The organism is Ochrobactrum sp. BTU2 (genome assembly GCF_024539785.1).
In the GTDB taxonomy this organism is placed as follows: Bacteria; Pseudomonadota; Alphaproteobacteria; order Rhizobiales; family Rhizobiaceae; genus Brucella; species Brucella anthropi.
This window is the reverse complement of sequence record NZ_JAHWRG010000021.1, coordinates 1-13,711: the sequence shown is the minus strand read 5'-3', so window position 1 is coordinate 13,711 and position 13,711 is coordinate 1. Positions and strand designations below refer to the sequence as shown.

The following is a 13,711-nucleotide window of genomic DNA, read 5'->3' as shown; positions in this document are numbered from 1 at the left end:
TCACTGTCCTTCGATGGTCTGTGGGGCGGCCGGTACGGACGTCCTGCCGAGGAAGCGGTCTCGCGTTTGCGACCAGATGCGCAGGCATTCGGCGTCGTTCGTTGCGGCCTGCCCGAGCTGCTGGCACCGGCGCTGTCCAACGCGAAGTGGATCTGCCGGCGATCCGACGGCGGCCGTGGGGCGTGTCCATGGTGCGGGCGCCTCTCTCCTTCTGAGCATTTCGGTCGCCGTCGCGGTGATCGCGACGGCGACAAAGACGACGGCGCCCAAGCGGGCCAGCATCTTGCCGTCCATGGCCCACGCCCTCAGTTGAACATCTTGGCGCTGCCGGCCTGATAGCCGGAGCCCGGCGTCAGGAAGCGCTCGCGCTGCACGCGACCCTGTTCGGCCGCGGCGGCGCGTTCTGCCTCGGTGAGCGCGGTGGACCGGCCATTGGCGGCAAGCAATGCCGTGAGGTCGGAGAGCTGCTGCGACTGGAGGGCGAGAAGCTGATTGCCTGCCTGTGCAGCCTGAAGCGCGCCGGTCGCGCTCTGGCTCTGACCAACCAGTTGCGACATCTCGGTGCGGTTGGTATCGATATTGCCAACGACGGTGGCCTGCACGCGCATGGCGTCCTGAAGTCCGCCGACGCTGTTCCTCCAGCGCTCCTTGGCATCGGCAACAAGCTGCGCATCGGTGGCCGACAGCGACACGTTGGCGTATTTCGACTGAAACGCCTGATCGATCTGGCCGACATCGAAGGCGATGTTCTGCGCCCGGCTGAGAAGCTGCTGCGTGCGCTGAACGGATTGCTGTATCTGCTGGAGCGACGAATACGGCAGGCTCGCCAGATTGCGGGCCTGGTTGATGAGCATCTGCGCTTCGTTCTGAAGCGAGGTGATCTGGTTGTTGACCTGCTCCAGCGCCCGCGCGGCAGACAGCAGATTTTGCGAGTAGTTCGTCGGGTCGTAGACGATCCAGGCGGCGGAAGCCGGCGGCGCCAGAACCAGCGAAGCCGGGCCTGAGACGGCAAGAAAGGATGCGGCAAGCAGCGCCGTGCGGGAATAACGGGTGTTCATGAGGAAGTCTCCTTATCGGGCTGGGGGATGAGATTGGCGAGGGCGGGAATGAGGTCGGCGGCCCAATCGACGCCGCGCAGGCGCAGCCAGGCGGCAAGGAAGCCGTCCCGGCCGTGCTCGGCGAAGATGCGGGCGATGGCGGACTGATCGGTTTTCGAGGAGGCGGCCGTCAGTGCCAGGCCGACTTCGGACAGGCCGAGATCGAACAGGCGGTTCCCCCGGCGGCTCTGGCAGTAGTAGTCTTTTTTCGGGGTGGCCCTCGCGAGGATCTCGATCTGGCGCGCATTCAGTCCGAAGCGCTGATAGATGGCGGTGATCTGCGGTTCGACGGCGCGTTCGTTCGGGAGAAGAAGACGCGTCGGGCAACTTTCGATGATCGCCGGTGCAATCGCCGAATTGTCGATGTCGGAGAGCGACTGCGTGGCGAAGATGACCGAAGCGTTCTTTTTCCTGAGTGTCTTCAGCCACTCCCGCAACTGCCCGGAAAAGGCTTCGTCATCGAGCGCCAGCCAACCTTCGTCGATGATGAGCATGGTGGGCGAGCCGTCGAGCCGGTCGCCGATACGATGGAACAGATAGGACAGGACGGCCGGAGCAGCACCCGTGCCGACCAGGCCTTCGATTTCAAAAGCCTGCACCGACGCGCTGCCGAGATGTTCGGTTTCAGCATCGAGCAGCCGACCGTAGGGACCACCGATGCAATAGGGCCTGAGCGCCTGCTTCAGGTCGGTTGATTGCAACAGTACTGTCAGGCCGGTGATGGTGCGTTCCTCGACCGGCGCCGAGGCGAGCGAGGTCAGCGCCGCCCAGATGTGCTCCTTGACATCCGGCGTGATCGCGATGCTCTCGCGCGTCAGGATGGCGACGATCCAGTCGGCCGCCCAGGCGCGTTCCGGCATGTCATGGATGCGCGCAAGCGGCTGGAGCGAGACAGAAAACGCATTCCCCTCGGTGAGGTCGCCGCCGAGATCATGCCAGTCGCCGCCCATGGCAAGGGCCGCGGCCCGGATCGAGCCGCCGAAATCGAACGCGAACACCTGGGATTGAGCGTAGCGCCGGAACTGGAGCGCCATGCAGGCGAGTAGCACGCTCTTGCCGGAGCCGGTCGGCCCGACGACCAGCGTGTGCCCGACGTCGCCGACATGAATGGAAAGCCGGAACGGGGTGCTTCCCTCGGTCTTGCCGAAGAGCAAGGGGGCGCTACCGAGATGGTCATCCCGTTCCGGTCCCGCCCACACGGCGGAGAGGGGGATCATGTGGGCAAGATTGAGCGTCGAGATCGGCGGCTGGCGGACGTTGGCATAGACATGCCCCGGCAGCGAGCCGAGCCAGGCATCGACGGCATTGATGGTTTCGGACATCGCTGTGAAGTCCCGGCCCTGCACGACCTTCTCGACAAGCCGGAGCTTTTCGTCGGCAAGGCGGGGATCGGTGTCCCACACGGCAATGGTCGCCGTGACATAGGCCATGCCGGCATAGTCGGCGCCGAGCTCCTGAAGCGCGATGTCCGCGTCGGCCGCCTTGTTCGCCGCGTCGGTGTCCACGAGAACCGACGCCTCGTTGGTCATGACTTCTTTCAGGATCGCAGCGATCGACTTGCGCTTCGCAAACCACTGACGGCGAATTCGTGTGAGCAGCCGGATGGCGTCGGTCTTGTCGAGCAGGATGGCGCGCGTCGACCAGCGATAGGGAAAGGCAAGCTTGTTCAGTTCATCGAGAACTCCGGGCGTGGTCGCGGTCGGAAAGCCGACGATGGTGAGGATGCGCAGATGGGTGTTGCCAAGGCGCGGTTCCAGCCCGCCGGTCAGGGGCTGATCGGCCAGCAACGCGTCCAGATACATCGGCGTCTCGGGAACCCGGACGCGATGCCGGTTGGTCGAGACAGTGGAATGCAGGTAGGTCAGCGTCTCGCTGTCGTCGAGCCAGTCGCATTCCGGCATGAAGCCGTCGAGCAGCGCCAGCACGCGATCGGTGCGATCGATGAAGCCGCGCAAGATCTCGTTCGGATCGACGCCGGAGCGTTCACGGCCCTCATAGAGCCAGGTCTCGGCGCGGGCTGCGTCCTCGGCATGCGTGAGATAGGTGAAGGTGAGGAAGTAGCCGGAAATGAAATGGCTGCCCTGTTCCTCGAAATCGGCCTTGCGCTCGGCATCGAGCAATGCCGAGGCCGGATCTGGAAAACGGCTGTCGGGATAGGTTGCGGCCTCCTGGCGCTGCGCTTCCACGAAGATCGCCCAGCCAGAGCCGAGACGCCGGAAGGCATTGTTGAGGCGCGCGGCGACGGCGACCAGTTCGGCAGCGACGGCGGATTCGAGGTCTGGACCGCGAAATTGCGCGGTCCTTTGCAGCGATCCGTCCTTGTTCAGAACGACGCCCTCGCCGACGAGCGCGGCCCAGGGCAGGAAATCCGCGAGGCGGCTGGCGGTGCGGCGATATTCGGCAAGGTTCAGCATGGTCGCGCTCCTCAGACCGCAAGGTGACCAGGGATGCGCAGATGACGGCGACCGACTTCCACGAACAGCGGATCGCGTTTCGCCGCCCAGACGGCGGCGAAATGGCCGACTGCCCAGATGGCGAGACCTACCAGCCAAAGGCGCAGGCCGAGGCCCACGGCTCCGGCGAGCGTTCCGTTCATGATGGCGATGGCGCGCGGAGCGCCGCCGAGCAGGATGTGTTCGGTCAGCGCCCGATGGACCGGGACATTGAGCCCCGGCACATCGTCGATCCGTAAGAGCGCCCCGGCCATCAGACCAGTACCCCGCCGCCGAAGGAGAAGAAGCTCAGGAAGAAGGAGCTGGCGGCGAAGGCAATCGACAGGCCGAAAACGATCTGGATCAGCCTGCGAAAACCGCCGCTTGTGTCGCCGAAGGCCAGCGCCAGGCCGGTGGCGATAATGATGATGACGGCGACGATCTTGGCCACCGGCCCCTCGATGGATTCGAGGATCGACTGAAGCGGCGCCTCCCACGGCATGGAGGATCCGGAAGCATGAGCCGGCACGGCCGCCATCATCATAACGACGGCGAGCGTAGTCGGTCCCATGAGGTGCCGACGGATGCCGCGCAGAACGGACGGTGCGCACGCCTGATCCGGCGCCGTGGGCAGGATGGGCGGAACATGGGAGGTCATGACTGTTCTCCTTTCGGGAGTGGTTGGCGATCAGGGGAAAGGTGAGCGGAAGCGACCCGGTAATCGCCGTCGGGGTCGAGCCCTTCGACGCGGGCGAGTTCGGAGAGCCGGCGCACGGAACCGCGACCGGAGAGAACCGCCACAATGTCGATGGTCTCGGCGATCAGTGCCTTGGGGACGGTGACGACAGCTTCCTGGATGAGCTGCTCGAGACGGCGGAGCGCGCCGATGCTGGTACCGGCGTGGATGGTGCCGATGCCGCCGGGATGTCCCGTTCCCCACAATTTGAGCAGGTCGAGAGCTTCGGGACCGCGCACCTCGCCGACGATGATGCGGTCAGGCCGGAAGCGCATGGCGGAGCGTGCCAGATCGGTCAGATTGGCGATGAAATCCTTGGTGCGCATCGGCACCTTGTTCTCGGACTGGCTTTGAAGCTCGCGGGTATCCTCGATGATGAGAAGCCGATCCTGCCCCTTCGCCACTTCGGCCAGCAGAGCATTGGTGAGTGTCGTCTTGCCGGTGCCCGTGCCGCCGGCGACGAGGACATTGGCGTGCGATGCGACGGCCTCGCGCAGCAATGCCGCCTGATTGGCGGTCATCGTTCCTGCCGCAACATAGTCGTCGAGTGTGAACACCGAGATCGCCGGCTTGCGGATGGCGAAGGCCGGACCGGTGACGATCGGAGGCAGGAGACCTTCGAAGCGTTCGCCGCTGTCGGGCAGTTCGGCCGAAACACGTGGAGCGCCGGCATGAACTTCTGCGCCGACGTGGTGAGCAACCAGGCGGATGATGCGTTCGCCATCCGCGGGCAAGATGCGCTCGCCGGTGTCGGACATGCCTTCGGAGAGCCGGTCGATCCACAATCGCCCATCCGGATTGAGCATTACCTCGACGACACCGGGATCTTCCAGAAAGCGGGCGATGGATGCACCTAGCGCGGTGCGCAGCATCCGGGCGCCACGCGCAAAGCCTTCTGAATTTCGATGCGAGACTGCCATCCGATCCCCGTTTCTCGCCGAGGAAAATCAGACGGTCCCCGGATGGGGATGATTAAAGGAGCCAGAAATTATGCTGATTCAACAAGGAATTGGCGTCGTAGTAGCGTAGCGTGCAAATACAGGGAAACGGCGGTGCCGCGATCTGCTTGATCTCGCGAAAGCCGTCACTACTCGCCATGTGCGCCCATGCGCGGGGAGCCCTGACTGTCAGATGAGTCGGCGACATCCTCGGAAATTTCCTGCCGCAGTTTTGGCCCCTGAGCGAGCCGGCGGCCGAGTGCCGAGACGAATGCCTCATAGCGCTCGCCGGCCTTGGCTCGCGCCGCCTGTACGGCCGGTTCGGGCAGTGCTGGCGTGGTGGTGAGCCAGAAGCGAACGAACACGGCAAGCGTCTCGACCGAAATGCCGACATCACGTTCCAGCCGCGTCATGCGGCGATCGATCTGGTCGAGACGCTTGGTGATCAACCCCTCGCGCCGTTCGGCGTCGTCCGGCGACAGGAAGGAGGCGACGGCCGCCTCCACGATCAAGGACATCGGCTGCTCCCGGCGCGCCGAATAGTCCGAGAGCATCGTCATGACGTCGGGTTCGAGATAAACGGAGATCTGCGTCTTCTTTTTCCTGCCGGTCATGCGTTCACAGCTCCATCCCGTCATTCGGATCAAGCGACACCTGCCGCGCCACACCCTGCATGAGCCGGGTCATACGACGGTTCCGGGTGGCTTCCTCCTCCATCTCATCGGGGGGATCGATCTCGAACTCGTTCTCGATCGGCTCCTTTTTCTCGACGGGTTTCACCCGGCTCAGCTCCGGCTGACGCCGGCGTTCGGATTCGGTCGGGTCCTCATCCTCTTCGGTGGCGCCCGCCACGACGTCATCGAACGGAGGGCGGGTCGGGATCGGCAGGCGGCTCCAGTCATCCGGATGCGGTTCGCCGGCACGGACCAGTTTCGGCGGAGGTAATATCCGCTCCTGAAACCGCGCATCCTCGAAATACCGCGCCTTCTTCGCCCGGATCGGCGGCGTTCCAGCGACCATGACGATCTCGTCGGCCGGAGGAAGCTGCATGATCTCGCCAGGGGTGAGCAGCGGCCGCGCGGTTTCCGAGCGCGAGACCATCAAATGCCCGAGCCAGGGCGACAACCGGTGCCCGGCATAGTTCTTCATCGCCTTCATCTCTGTGGCGGTGCCGAGTGCATCGCTCACCCTCTTCGCGGTTCTCTCGTCATTCGTCGCGAAGGAGACTCTCACATGGCAATTGTCGAGGATCGAATTGTTTGGCCCGTATGCCTTCTCGATCTGGTTTAGCGACTGCGCGATCAGGAATGATTTGAGACCATAGCCTGCCATGAAGGCCAAAGCCGACTCGAAGAAATCCAACCTTCCCAGAGCCGGAAACTCATCCAGCATGAGCAGCAATCTTTGTCGTCCCGCCTTCGCCTGCAGATCCTCGGTCAGGCGCCGGCCAATCTGGTTGAGGATCAGGCGAATGAGCGGCTTCGTCCGATTGATGTCTGACGGCGGTACGACGAGGTAGAGCGTCGTCGGCTTCTTGCGGCCGACGATGTCGGTAATGCGCCAGTCGCAACGGCGCGTCACCTCTGCAACGACAGGATCGCGGTACAAGCCCAGAAACGACATGGCGGTCGACAACACGCCGGATCTCTCGTTGTCGCTCTTGTTCAGCAGTTCGCGTGCAGCACTGGCAATGACCGGATGCGGACCGGCTTCACCCAGATGCGCCGTCTTCATCATCGCGGCGAGAGTCGACTCGATCGGCCGCTTCGGATCGGACAGGAATGCCGCGACGCCGGCCAGCGTCTTGTCTTTCTCAGCATAAAGAACGTGCAGGATGGCGCCGACGAGAAGCGCATGCGACGTCTTCTCCCAATGGTTCCGCTTGTCGAGCGAGCCTTCGGGATCGACCAGGATGTCGGCGATGTTCTGGACGTCGCGGACCTCCCATTCACCCCGCCGCACCTCGAGCAGCGGATTGTAGGCGGCGGACTTTGCATTGGTCGGATCGAATAGCAGCACGCGACCGTGCTGGGATCGGAAGCCGGCGGTGAGTGTCCAGTTTTCGCCCTTGATGTCGTGGACGATGGCCGAACCGGGCCAAGTGAGCAGCGAAGGCACGACCAGGCCGACGCCCTTGCCCGATCTGGTCGGCGCGAAACACAGGACATGCTCCGGACCGTCATGCCGCAGATAGGCCCGATCGAGCCTGCCGAGAACAACGCCGTCCTGGTCGAGCAGACCGGCGGCCTTCACTTCCTCAGGCTCGGCCCAGCGCGCCGATCCGTAGGTCGCGACATTCTTGGCTTCGCGTGCCCGCCAGACCGACATGCCGATGGCAACCGCTATGGCGATGAAACCACCGGACGCGGCGATCATACCGCCTTCCACGAAGATCGGCGGCGCATAGGCGTCGTAGAAATACCACCACCAGAAAAAGGCCGGTGGGTAATAGACCGGCCAACCGGCAATCACGAACCAGGGATGGCCGAGCTGGGGCTGGAAGCCGAGTTGCCAGGCCGTCCACTGTGTCGCTCCCCAGGTCGTCATTAGCACGATCAGAAGGACGGTGAGGATCTGGCCCCAGAGGATTTTCGTCGCGGACATGGCGTTGGTCCTTTCTCCGATGTTGAAGGTTAAAGGCCGAGCCCTCTCTTGCGGCCAAAGCTCCAGTCGATGCCGCCGTCGTTACGGGCGATGCCGGAGACGTGCCGGCCGAGCTGCTTTTCCAGCGATGGAGACCACGGTACGAGCTGGAAGCCGAGACCGTCGTCGATCATCGCGTAGCGGCCGGAGGCAAGCGCGAAGCGTTGACGATAGGTGCCAGCGACATATTCGCCACTGCCAGCGCGGTTGAATGGCTGGCCCGTCTCGGTGGCGAGTTTCTCGCCAAGCGCATCGAGCTCGCGGCGGCGCAAGGTGTCGACCAGCCTGCGGGCGAACACCACGCTGAGTCCCTGCCGCTCGGCCAACCCCTCTTCGACAAGATGGTCAGCACGCCGCTCCATGGCCTGCTGCACCTCGGCGCCGAAGCCACCATCGGATAAGGAGAGCGGCTCCTTCGCGACTGCCTGTCGGTCGAGCCAGGTCGCGCCCGACGCCGAGATCTGTCGCTCGATGTCGAGATCGGAGCGAACGGCGAGTGCGACGCGGCGCTCACCGCGCGCATCATCGAATTTGCGCAGCTCGACGATCGAGCCGGGAACGCTGTCGCCGGCAGCATCGAGGTCGGGCAGCTTGATGTGATGGGTGCGTCCATCCACGCTGTCGACGACGGCATAGGCCGAGCCTCTCAGCTCGTCGTCGAGACCGCGATCGACCAGGCGACCGATGATCGGCTCATCGAGGCTTTCGCCTGCCAACACATAGTTGGCGGAGCCGCGCTCGATGCCGCGGTCCGTCAGCGCCTTGTGCATCCGTTTGATGATGTCGCCGCGTTCGCCGAGTTCGCGCAGCACCGCCTCGGCCTCGGGCTTGATGAACCATTGCGAATGGCCGACCTGTCCGGCCAGCCCAAGGACTTCCAGCTTGCGCAGCCGTCCGACCTTCAGGGCATGAAACTCGTCGGGCTGCCGATCGGCTCGCGGTGCGAGATCGACGATGCCGGTTTCTCGTGCATCCCGGACAAGCTGGCGGTCGAGCTGGGTCCAGCGCTCCGATTCAATCTGGCGCTCCAAAGTGCGGCGGATGTCGAGGTCGGTGCGCGGCCCCAGTTCCTGGGTGATGAGATCGCGCGCCCGGTCACGGATCCCTTCCTTGATGTAGTCACGCGAGATCACAAGATCCCGGCCGTCGTCGCGGACGCCGCGCACGATCAGGTGGACATGGGGATGCTCGGTGTTCCAGTGATCCACCGCCACCCAGTCGAGCCGAGTACCGAGATCCTTCTCCATCTGCCCGACGAGATCGCGGGTGAAGGATTTGAGGTCGGCCATTTCCACGGCGTCGTCCGGCGATACGATGAACCGGAAATGATGCCGGTCATCCTCGCAGCGTTCGGCGAAGGCGCCTGCATCGGCGTTCTCGGTTCCCGGCCCGAACAGGCGGGCCTTTTCCCCGTCACGGGTCACGCCCTCGCGACGCAGATAATTGAGATGGGTGCCGAGCGGCGCAGTCCGGGCGGAATGGCGCACGACACGCGCCTTGACGACGGCGCCGCGCGAGCGGGACGAGATCAGGCGATTGGCCTGAATGCTGGCGCGCTGGCCGTGACCGAAGCGCGAGCGGTTGCCGGAGACGACGCGGCCGGAGCGAGACACGCCGCCGCCGGCCTTCTTCGCCGCGGCGAGCGCCTGCGAAATGAAGGACCGCGCCGACTGCGCCCGGCTGGACCGGATGCACCCCGGTCGGACGCGGAACTCGCGCTCATCGGCCATGGCGCAACTCCGCAATGTGCAAAAGATCGCGCAGAAACAGGGTGTTGGACTGCTTGCGAACATTGCGGCAAAGCCGGACAATGTGCAAAAGGGGCCAGAAACCTAAACAAAAACAACCGCCCAACCGCCGCGCAATGTGCGCCCTTTTATCCTGCCATCCTTCGGTCGCTGCTCCTGCCTCCACCCCCGGCACACTCCATGATGCGCCAGAGCCCGACAGGATGCGAAAGAGCCGGTTGACTGTCATTGCGCACCGTCTCCCTCTCGCCTGGCGAGGAAAATGGGTGCCGTCTGCAATCCGGCAGCATTGTCGTCCTGCGCCGGAACGGAAGGTTGCAGACCGTTCGGCTGACGATTGGCAACAGGTCGGCGGTTATCGTCGCGCGCCACGAAGAGCGATGCTTCGCGCCAATCGGCCGGCGGCTGGAGCACGATGTGCGTTCCGTCCGACGGCGCGGCGGCACCAAGCGCGGGCGCGAGCAAAGCGACATAGGCGCGCGTCTCTGCCGGCAGAGCGCGGCCGGTGGCGAGATGCTGGTCGTAGCGCGCCGGGCCAGCATTATAGGCAGCAAGCATCGCCGGGACCGTGCCGTAGCGATCAAGCATCTCGCGCAGATAGGCGGTGCCGGCGATGATGTTGTCGCGAGGATCGAACGGATCACGACCGAGCCGGTAACGAGCGCGCAGTTCGGCCCAGGTTTCGGGCATGATCTGCATGAGGCCAAGCGCACCGGCGGGCGATACCGCACGCACGTCGTCACGGCTTTCGGTGTGCTTCACCGCGACGATCCATGCCTGCGGGATAGCGAAGCGCTGCGACGCCTCGGCGATGTGCGCGGCATGGGGATCGGCGATCGCGGCGCGGGTCGGCGGCAGCGATTGCGCAACAGCCGGACACGCCGCGGAGGCGGCAAAGGTCAGGCTGGAAAGAAGAAGGGAGAGTGCCGAGCGTCGGACGGTAGCAGAACGTCCGACGCAGGCACGTTGCCGAATTGCCACCGTTCAGTCCTCCTTCCGCTTCTTCGACGGCGGGTTGGTGTGCAGGCCCCAGGCGGAGCCGTCGTCACCGGCACGGAAGAGGTTTGCGCGAAGCGTGCCGCCGAACAGCGGGCTGTAGATCTCGACGGAGACGAATTCGCCGGCGCGGTCGCCGACATGCGACCAGCCAGCGCCGATATCGAGACCTTCCTCGTCGCCGAGCAGAACGCGGTAAGCAGGGGCATTCTTTGCTTCCGAAGGCTCGGCCGGAACGAAGGTGATTTCCTCGTCGATGCCGAGCGCCCTGAAACGCCCTTTGAAGCCGGATTGCGTGCGGGTGAAATGTCCAATCTGAGCCATGCTCATGGTCTCCTGTGTTGTGCGGCAAGGTTGCGAAACTTGCGCCGTCACCGCGTCGGCGCGCGCCAGACGAAGCGGCCTTCGCCGTCCTCGTCGGTGTAGAGAGGGATTGCCCGGCCGATCACGGTGGAGGCCGGAAGCGGCCCGAAATAGCGGCCGTCGAGACTGTCGCGGACTTCCCAGTTCATCAGGAAAAGCTCGTCATCCGCGACGACGCGGCAGCCCTGCCAGATGGGCAGCGCGCGGCCGAGGCGATCGCGGTCGAGCGCTTCGCCCATCTCGATCCCATCGACCGTGATCAGGTCGCGGCTGCGGCACACGCGCTGACCGGGCAAGCCAAGGACGCGCTTCAGCAGCGGCACGCCGCGGCCGACATAGCCGCGCTCCACCATGAAGTCGGCGAGCGGTTCGGGCGGCATGACGGCGACCAGTTCGGGCACCTCCAGCCGATCGGCTGGCGCGATGGTGTAGAAGCCGATCGGCGCGCTTTCGGTGGCGTTCCAGATCAGCTTGGTGGATGTCGGGATGAACGCAGCGATGGCGACGCCCATCGCCGCGAAATACGTCACCATGACGTAGCCGAAGCGGGTCATCGGCCGATCTCCCGCCGCTTGAGCCACGCCTGATGACGCTCCATCGTGTAGGAGCGTGGAGTCTCGCCGGACTGCATTCGGTGAGCGATGTGGCGCCAGTGATCGGGGGCGACGTCGCAGGCGTCGATGCCGACACGCTCGATCGCATCGATGTGGCGCAGCACGTCCTCGACCTTGGGCCAGCCCTCGATCTTGAGCAGAATCTCGCCACCGGGACGCACGAAGGGCAGCGTCTGATAGGTTTCGCCCGGCTCGACGGCGCGCACGATGTCGATGCGTGATATGATCGTGCCGAAATCGTTGCCGGCCCAGCGGGCGAAGGCGAAGATGCTGTTTGGGCGGAAAGAAATGACGCGACGGCGGCGATCGAGGATCAGTTCGCCGGATTCCCGGCCGAACCTGATCCAGTATTCGACCTTCTTCTCGATCCATGTCAGCTCGACATGGGTCATATCGTCGGTAGAGCCTGCGGACGGCAACGGGCCGCCGCGCAAGCGGGGAGCCGCATTGCCGGTCATGAGGGGTCTCCTTGGGTTGGCGGGAATTCACGAGCGAAGAGATCGCGCAGCATGTCGGCGACGGTGACGCCGCGCCGGAAGGCAGCGATCTTGATCCTGCCGCGCAGCTCGGGCGTCACGTCGATGGTCAGCCGGGCGGTGAAACCGCCGGCGTCACCATTGCGGAGCGGCGCGTCGGCAGCCCTGATCCAATGGTCGGGATCGGCAGGCCGGGAGGCGAAGCCTTTGCGGGCGGGACGCTTGCTCATGGCGCGGCCCTCCCGTCGAACGGCAGCACCGATGCGATCCGGGCGCGCGCCTTCTCCGCCATGTCGGGTCTGATCTCGCAGCCGAGATAGCGTCGGCCGGTAAGCCGGCAGGCTTCACCGGCCGCGCCCGATCCGGCGAACCAGTCGCCGACAAGCCCGCCCTCCGGGCAGCTTGTTCGGATCAGGATTTCCATGAGCGCCGACGGTTTCTCGGTCGGATGGATGGCACGGCCGTGGCAGTTTCGCAGGTAGATGACCGAGCGCATGAGGCGCGGCCCGCCGTCATGGCTGACATAGTGACCGGCATCGATATGGCCGGTGTGCGGCGGGCGCATCTTGCGCCGCACGGTGCGCGCCGTCGCATCCGGCGTGGTCTGGACGTCGTTGTAGATGTCGCGCCAGGCGGTCTCGGCCGGGTAGAACTGGACGGCCAGTTCATGCACGCGCTTGAAGCGGTCCGCGTGGAACGACGATCCGTTCTGCTTCTCCCAGACGATCTCCTGGGCGATCTGCAAACCGGCATCGGCGAACTGGTCGGCGGTCGCCATGAAATGGCGCAGCGAGCCGAATACCCAGAGCGAGCCGGTGGGTGTGAGCGCCACGCGAGCGAGCGTGATCCAGTCGGCGACGCGACGATCCCAGGCAAGCGATGTGTCGCCGTAAGGGGGATCGGCCAGGATCAAGTCGAACGGGCCGCGTGCCGGCATGAGATCGCGGCAATCGCCGGTTAGCACGGTTTCGGTGAGGACTGTCATGATGCGGCCCTCCCGATTTCGAGATGCTCGATCTCGGCGGCCAGCGCCGCGATCTCGCGCGTGGCCGGCGTGTCGTCGTCAAGTTCGGATGCGAGGCGACCGGATTGCGCGGCAACGGCAAAAGCGATGCGCTGGCCGATAGTGGTGGTCAGCACCGGCGGATCGTGATCGGCGAGTGTCTCGGCTGTCTCGCGTGCGAGCACGGTGCGGGCGCCGCAGCGGTTCAGCACGAAACGTGCGGCCAGTTCCGGCCGGTAGATGAGCGCCTCGGAGAGCAGCGCCAGCATCTCGGCCGAGGCCCAGCCGTCGAGCGGCGACGGCTGTACGGGGATCAGCACGAGGTCGGCGGCGAGCAGCGCCGAGCGCATGAGGCCGGCGACCCTCGGTGGCCCGTCGATGACGATATGATCGACGTTGCGGGCAAGTTCAGGCGCCTCGCGATGCAGCGTATCGCGCGCCAGGCCGACGACGCCGAACAGGCGCGGAAGGCCCTCACGGCTGCGCTGCTGCGACCAGTCGAGCGCCGAACCCTGCGGATCGGCGTCGATCAGGGTGACGCGCTTGCCGCGTGCCGCCCATTCCCCGGCGAGGTTCAGCGCCAGCGTTGTCTTGCCGACGCCGCCCTTCTGATTGAGGAACGCGACGATCATCGGCTTCCTCCCGGCGGATCGAGAGGAAGTCCA

16 protein-coding genes are annotated in these 13,711 nt (G+C 64.9%); all 16 read right to left on the bottom strand.

The features are described from left to right. Nucleotides 1–294 carry a putative entry exclusion protein TrbK-alt gene (trbK-alt, locus tag KWJ32_RS25125; RefSeq protein WP_097143289.1) on the bottom strand — a complete coding sequence of 98 codons (294 nt, stop codon included), beginning with the start codon at nt 292–294 and terminating at the stop codon, nt 1–3. Between the two features lie 11 nt (nt 295–305). Beyond that, nucleotides 306–1,058: a P-type conjugative transfer protein TrbJ gene (gene trbJ, locus KWJ32_RS25120; protein WP_097143290.1), complete on the bottom strand. Its 753-nt coding sequence runs from the start codon at nt 1,056–1,058 to the stop codon at nt 306–308. Then, nucleotides 1,055–3,511 carry a conjugal transfer protein TrbE gene (trbE, locus tag KWJ32_RS25115; RefSeq protein ID WP_097143291.1) on the bottom strand — a complete coding sequence of 819 codons (2,457 nt, stop codon included), beginning with the start codon at nt 3,509–3,511 and terminating at the stop codon, nt 1,055–1,057. Before trbE ends, trbJ begins: the two co-directional genes overlap by 4 nt. Before the next feature lie 11 nt (nt 3,512–3,522). Beyond that, a complete protein-coding gene (locus tag KWJ32_RS25110; protein WP_097143292.1) occupies nt 3,523–3,804 on the bottom strand; it encodes a VirB3 family type IV secretion system protein in 282 nt (93 codons plus the stop codon). Further along, nucleotides 3,804–4,100, bottom strand: a complete 297-nt coding sequence (locus KWJ32_RS25105) for a TrbC/VirB2 family protein (protein WP_097143298.1) — start codon at nt 4,098–4,100, stop codon at nt 3,804–3,806. The genes KWJ32_RS25110 and KWJ32_RS25105 overlap by 1 nt, the downstream gene beginning before the upstream one ends. A gap of 83 nt (nt 4,101–4,183) precedes the next feature. Continuing rightward, entirely contained in the window at nt 4,184–5,185 is a 1,002-nt protein-coding gene (trbB, locus tag KWJ32_RS25100) for a P-type conjugative transfer ATPase TrbB (protein WP_132010564.1), read from the bottom strand. Between the two features lie 167 nt (nt 5,186–5,352). After that, entirely contained in the window at nt 5,353–5,817 is a 465-nt protein-coding gene (locus KWJ32_RS25095; RefSeq protein WP_097143152.1) for a CopG family transcriptional regulator, read from the bottom strand. A 4-nt stretch (nt 5,818–5,821) separates the two neighbouring features. Next, nucleotides 5,822–7,807: a conjugal transfer protein TraG gene (locus KWJ32_RS25090; RefSeq protein ID WP_097143153.1), complete on the bottom strand. Its 1,986-nt coding sequence runs from the start codon at nt 7,805–7,807 to the stop codon at nt 5,822–5,824. Between the two features lie 29 nt (nt 7,808–7,836). Further along, complete coding sequence (locus KWJ32_RS25085; RefSeq protein WP_097143154.1) at nt 7,837–9,576, bottom strand: VirD2 family relaxase/mobilization nuclease; 1,740 nt, start codon at nt 9,574–9,576, stop codon at nt 7,837–7,839. Nucleotides 9,577–9,819: 243 nt separating this feature from the next. Beyond that, entirely contained in the window at nt 9,820–10,569 is a 750-nt protein-coding gene (locus tag KWJ32_RS25080) for a lytic transglycosylase domain-containing protein (protein WP_164056872.1), read from the bottom strand. Between the two features lie 9 nt (nt 10,570–10,578). Then, on the bottom strand, nt 10,579–10,914 hold the full coding sequence (locus KWJ32_RS25075; RefSeq protein ID WP_097143156.1) for a DUF736 domain-containing protein: 336 nt from the start codon (nt 10,912–10,914) through the stop codon (nt 10,579–10,581). A 47-nt stretch (nt 10,915–10,961) separates the two neighbouring features. Then, a complete protein-coding gene (locus KWJ32_RS25070) occupies nt 10,962–11,507 on the bottom strand; it encodes a S26 family signal peptidase (protein WP_097143157.1) in 546 nt (181 codons plus the stop codon). Further along, nucleotides 11,504–12,025: a DUF2840 domain-containing protein gene (locus KWJ32_RS25065; RefSeq protein WP_097143158.1), complete on the bottom strand. Its 522-nt coding sequence runs from the start codon at nt 12,023–12,025 to the stop codon at nt 11,504–11,506. Before KWJ32_RS25065 ends, KWJ32_RS25070 begins: the two co-directional genes overlap by 4 nt. Further along, complete coding sequence (locus KWJ32_RS25060; protein WP_097143159.1) at nt 12,022–12,273, bottom strand: hypothetical protein; 252 nt, start codon at nt 12,271–12,273, stop codon at nt 12,022–12,024. The genes KWJ32_RS25065 and KWJ32_RS25060 overlap by 4 nt, the downstream gene beginning before the upstream one ends. Then, on the bottom strand, nt 12,270–13,028 hold the full coding sequence (locus KWJ32_RS25055; RefSeq protein ID WP_097143160.1) for a site-specific DNA-methyltransferase: 759 nt from the start codon (nt 13,026–13,028) through the stop codon (nt 12,270–12,272). The genes KWJ32_RS25060 and KWJ32_RS25055 overlap by 4 nt, the downstream gene beginning before the upstream one ends. Continuing rightward, nucleotides 13,025–13,678 (bottom strand): ParA family partition ATPase, encoded by a 654-nt coding sequence (gene parA / locus KWJ32_RS25050; RefSeq protein WP_256886450.1) that lies wholly within the window; start codon nt 13,676–13,678, stop codon nt 13,025–13,027. Before parA ends, KWJ32_RS25055 begins: the two co-directional genes overlap by 4 nt. Between the last annotated feature and the right edge of the window lie 33 nt (nt 13,679–13,711).

Excerpts from the sequence above, each read along its gene's own strand:
- parA (WP_256886450.1), bottom strand. The coding sequence starts at position 13,678 with ATGATCGTCGCGTTCCTCAATCAGAAGGGCGGCGTCGGCAAGACAACG.
- trbJ (WP_097143290.1), bottom strand. The coding sequence starts at position 1,058 with ATGAACACCCGTTATTCCCGCACGGCGCTGCTTGCCGCATCCTTTCTT.
- KWJ32_RS25090 (WP_097143153.1), bottom strand. The coding sequence starts at position 7,807 with ATGTCCGCGACGAAAATCCTCTGGGGCCAGATCCTCACCGTCCTTCTG.
- KWJ32_RS25105 (WP_097143298.1), bottom strand. The coding sequence starts at position 4,100 with ATGGGACCGACTACGCTCGCCGTCGTTATGATGATGGCGGCCGTGCCG.
- KWJ32_RS25070 (WP_097143157.1), bottom strand. The coding sequence starts at position 11,507 with ATGACCCGCTTCGGCTACGTCATGGTGACGTATTTCGCGGCGATGGGC.
- KWJ32_RS25065 (WP_097143158.1), bottom strand. The coding sequence starts at position 12,025 with ATGACCGGCAATGCGGCTCCCCGCTTGCGCGGCGGCCCGTTGCCGTCC.
- KWJ32_RS25055 (WP_097143160.1), bottom strand. The coding sequence starts at position 13,028 with ATGACAGTCCTCACCGAAACCGTGCTAACCGGCGATTGCCGCGATCTC.
- trbK-alt (WP_097143289.1), bottom strand. The coding sequence starts at position 294 with ATGGACGGCAAGATGCTGGCCCGCTTGGGCGCCGTCGTCTTTGTCGCC.
- trbE (WP_097143291.1), bottom strand. The coding sequence starts at position 3,511 with ATGCTGAACCTTGCCGAATATCGCCGCACCGCCAGCCGCCTCGCGGAT.
- KWJ32_RS25075 (WP_097143156.1), bottom strand. The coding sequence starts at position 10,914 with ATGGCTCAGATTGGACATTTCACCCGCACGCAATCCGGCTTCAAAGGG.
- KWJ32_RS25060 (WP_097143159.1), bottom strand. The coding sequence starts at position 12,273 with ATGAGCAAGCGTCCCGCCCGCAAAGGCTTCGCCTCCCGGCCTGCCGAT.
- KWJ32_RS25110 (WP_097143292.1), bottom strand. The coding sequence starts at position 3,804 with ATGGCCGGGGCGCTCTTACGGATCGACGATGTGCCGGGGCTCAATGTC.
- KWJ32_RS25085 (WP_097143154.1), bottom strand. The coding sequence starts at position 9,576 with ATGGCCGATGAGCGCGAGTTCCGCGTCCGACCGGGGTGCATCCGGTCC.
- KWJ32_RS25095 (WP_097143152.1), bottom strand. The coding sequence starts at position 5,817 with ATGACCGGCAGGAAAAAGAAGACGCAGATCTCCGTTTATCTCGAACCC.
- trbB (WP_132010564.1), bottom strand. The coding sequence starts at position 5,185 with ATGGCAGTCTCGCATCGAAATTCAGAAGGCTTTGCGCGTGGCGCCCGG.